This window comes from Metapseudomonas phytobenefica, assembly GCF_043392685.1.
Classification (GTDB): Bacteria; Pseudomonadota; Gammaproteobacteria; order Pseudomonadales; family Pseudomonadaceae; genus Metapseudomonas.
Genome location: NZ_JBHZGM010000065.1, coordinates 1 through 3,289, shown reverse-complemented (window position 1 = coordinate 3,289; position 3,289 = coordinate 1). Strand labels below are relative to the sequence as shown.

The 3,289-nt window shown below is 56.1% G+C and carries 4 protein-coding genes and 3 tRNA genes; all 7 read right to left on the bottom strand.

All coding sequences use genetic code 11. From position 1 onward, the window contains the following. A partial coding sequence (locus ACFW0B_RS25630; protein WP_449151685.1) for a GTP-binding protein occupies positions 1–145 on the bottom strand: 145 nt, incomplete at its 3' end. 83 nt (positions 146–228) lie between these two features. Continuing rightward, positions 229–304 (bottom strand) — tRNA-Thr (locus tag ACFW0B_RS25625). A gap of 26 nt (positions 305–330) precedes the next feature. Next, a tRNA-Gly gene (locus ACFW0B_RS25620) sits at positions 331–404 on the bottom strand. 26 nt (positions 405–430) lie between these two features. After that, positions 431–515 (bottom strand) — tRNA-Tyr (locus ACFW0B_RS25615). 142 nt (positions 516–657) lie between these two features. Beyond that, a complete protein-coding gene (locus ACFW0B_RS25610; RefSeq protein ID WP_449151767.1) occupies positions 658–1,335 on the bottom strand; it encodes an SPOR domain-containing protein in 678 nt (225 codons plus the stop codon). Between the two features lie 9 nt (positions 1,336–1,344). Continuing rightward, positions 1,345–2,094 carry a pantothenate kinase gene (locus ACFW0B_RS25605; RefSeq protein WP_449151766.1) on the bottom strand — a complete coding sequence of 250 codons (750 nt, stop codon included), beginning with the start codon at positions 2,092–2,094 and terminating at the stop codon, positions 1,345–1,347. After that, entirely contained in the window at positions 2,084–3,040 is a 957-nt protein-coding gene (gene birA / locus ACFW0B_RS25600; protein WP_449151765.1) for a bifunctional biotin--[acetyl-CoA-carboxylase] ligase/biotin operon repressor BirA, read from the bottom strand. Before birA ends, ACFW0B_RS25605 begins: the two co-directional genes overlap by 11 nt. Positions 3,041–3,289 lie beyond the last annotated feature (249 nt).

The window sequence follows — 3,289 nt, the reverse complement described above, 5'->3', positions numbered from 1 at the left end:
GATCGAAAGCGCGAGCCGCGCCACCCCAGGTCTCAGAGCAGACCTTGGTCAGAGCAGCAGTCAGAGTGGTCTTGCCATGGTCAACGTGACCAATGGTGCCGACGTTGACGTGCGGTTTGTTACGTTCAAACTTTTCTTTAGCCATCGAGAACGTCTCCCATCAAAATTGAGCGAGTCACGCCACCATTAAAACAAAGGCAGATATTTTCATATCTGCCTTTGTTGAGATGGAGCTCATGAGCGGATTTGAACCGCTGACCTCACCCTTACCAAGGGTGTGCTCTACCAGCTGAGCTACATGAGCCAAACACATTACGAAAACAGCAAACCTGGAGCGGGTAGCGGGAATCGAACCCGCATCATCAGCTTGGAAGGCTGAGGTTCTACCACTGAACTATACCCGCGGAGCTCGCAGCTCTCGCTTTGAATCTGGTGGAGGGGGAAGGATTCGAACCTTCGAAGTCTATGACGTCAGATTTACAGTCTGATCCCTTTGGCCGCTCGGGAACCCCTCCAAAGTGAGGCGGCATTTTCAACATCTGCCACCCTACTGTCAAGCTTTTTCTCATTAAAATCTTGAGGTTAGCTTCATTTGACAGCAGCTTTGCATTTCACCTTTCTGGGCTACCCTGCGAAGCGGGCGCCATTCTATTCAAGCTAACGAGGAGATGCAACACCCTCGCACGACATAAGTTGATGTTTTAGCCCCAAAAAATCTCGAGACAGCTGTTCGAGCAGCGAATCATCAACCAACCTGCGGCTTTCAGGGGCCACGCGAACCCAGTAATCACGGTGCGCGCGAGATAGTTCGCGCATGAAAGGTTCATAACCCGCATCTCGCAGCCGCTGCATTACGCTCTCTGCAGAATCCATACGGGGGAAGATACCGAGGGAAATTCCGTTGACCAGGTCACCCTGGGTCACGATGTAGCTGTCAATCTTCCGCGCCTGAAGCTCCTTGAGCTGGCGCAGGGACGCTTCTCTGGAAGCGAGAGGCGCAAGATATACCCAGTAGTCCGTGCCCGCTGCGGCGTCGACAGGCTGAACTGCAGAGCGTACATCCAGGCTAATCAATCGTTGCTCAACTTCACGAGCCCGCTCTTCGCGCTCGAACCCACCCAGGAACAGGCATACGGCCTCCTCGGCAGATGCAGCCGGAGTTGAGCTGCGCCGCGGCTGGACGCCCCCTGACTCGCTGAGCAGCCGAATGTTCTGCTGCCCCCCCTTATACAGGGAAAGGGTCTCCACTTCCTTTGGCCGCAGAGGCGCCTGCTGCTGATGCCAGACGTAGTAGAAGAGATTGAGTACCAGGAGGAACAGAAACAACCAGCGCATGGATCAACCTCAATGCAATGGACAGGCGATCGCCAGGCCGACGAACACCAGGTCAGGCAACACTTTTGCACGCGGCAGCACATCCCTGACCAGGAGCGCATCACCGCCTGTAAGGAAGACCTCGAACTCATCCCCTAGATACTCGGCAGCCAGTTCGATCTGCGCCTGGACGAATCCGCGAAGCATCGATAGACAGCCCCGCTCCACCGCCTCGACAGTCGAGCGCCCGGGCGCCATGTCGAGCAACGCCTTTTCCGCAGCCTCGTCGTCATATCGAATTCGCCGGGTATGGGTTCGCAGTTGATTGCGCATGAGCGGCATCCCCGGGCAGATGAATCCGCCAAGGTGCTTCCCATCCGCCGTGACCAGGTCGGATGTGACGGCCGTACCGAGATCAAGAACCAGGCAAGGTTTGCGAGCGATGTGGTACGCCCCCAAGACAGCCAGCCAACGATCCAGTCCAAGACGCTGATAGTCGGAGTAACCATTGCGAACTCCGCCCATCTCAATGGCAGGCGACGCACAGACGCAGGACACGCCGAAGACTTCTTGCAGCCGACCGGTCAGCACTCGAGTTTCGTCATCGGAACGAACACTCACCAGTCGGCATTGGCCAAGTGCCAAGCCTGCAGTGGCTTGCAGTGCAGAAATCAGCTCTTCATCGGAACCGACGACACCACCTGCAAGCGCGACCAACTGCGCACTGTCGATCACACGCCATTTGATAAAGCTGTTTCCGCAGTCAAGCTCAAGAATCATCACTCAACCTCAAACTGAGCTCTCCACCGCTATAAGCTCGCTCTTCGCCATCGACACTGAGGCGCAAGGCGCCTGTCGCGTCGATCCCCATGACCATTCCCTGGATGTTCTGTATTCCCGCGGTCAGATTCACGAACCGCCCCTGCCAGAGATGGGCGCCCTCCCACTCCGCACGCAGAGCAGAGAACCCCTCCCTCTTATGACGCCCAAGGTACTCTTCCAGGTAAGCACTCAAGCGGGTAACCAATGCATTTCTGTCTACGAGCCCCCCACCCTCTGTGCGCATGGAGGTCCAGGGCTGACCGATTTCCTCGGTGGATAGCTGCATGTTCACATTGATTCCTATGCCAACCACCACATGGCAGATATCGGCAGGATCCCCAAGGAGTTCGAGGAGAATGCCGGCAATCTTTCGATTACCCACAAGGAGATCGTTTGGCCATTTGAGGCCAGACTCGGCCAATCCAAATGAACGCAATGTCTTCAACACAGCCAGGCCAACAACCAGACTGAGGCCTTCGAGTTGGCGAGCCCCACCATCAATGCGCAATGCGAGACTGTAGTAGAGGTTCTGAGCATAGGGACTCACCCATCGACGCCCTCTCCGCCCCCTACCTTCTGTTTGTCGCTCGGCGATAACCGCGAAGGGTGGCACGACGCCTGCCCCCAAACGCCGCATCGTTTCGGCATTAGTGGAATCCAGCGAATCGAATACCTGATGCGACCACGGGCAGCCCTCCTTCTCCAGGATGTTCTGATCGAGCAGACTCAGCGGACTCTGCAAGCGATAACCGCGACCACGAACCTTATAAATAGGAAGACCTAGATCCGCTTCCAGTTGCTGCAACTGCTTCCAGACAGCACTCCTACTCACACCAAGAGCGTCACCCAGAGCCTGGCCCGAATGGAAGCGTCCATCCTGCAGAAGTTTCAATAGCGTCAGCATGTGCTGGATCCAGCTCACAATGAGGCACGCATCATATCCATGCACATCCTGATTGCATAGAAATCCGGTCCGCACGGAACGCGGACGGATCAAGCAACAGAACATCCGCAGTTGCGGACTTGAATTTTCTCGCGCGCAAAGACAAACCCCCGACACGCCTGGGCGTATCGGGGGTTTGGGATAGAAGCTTGACGATGACCTACTCTCACATGGAGAAGCTCCACACTACCATCGGCGATGCGTCGTTTC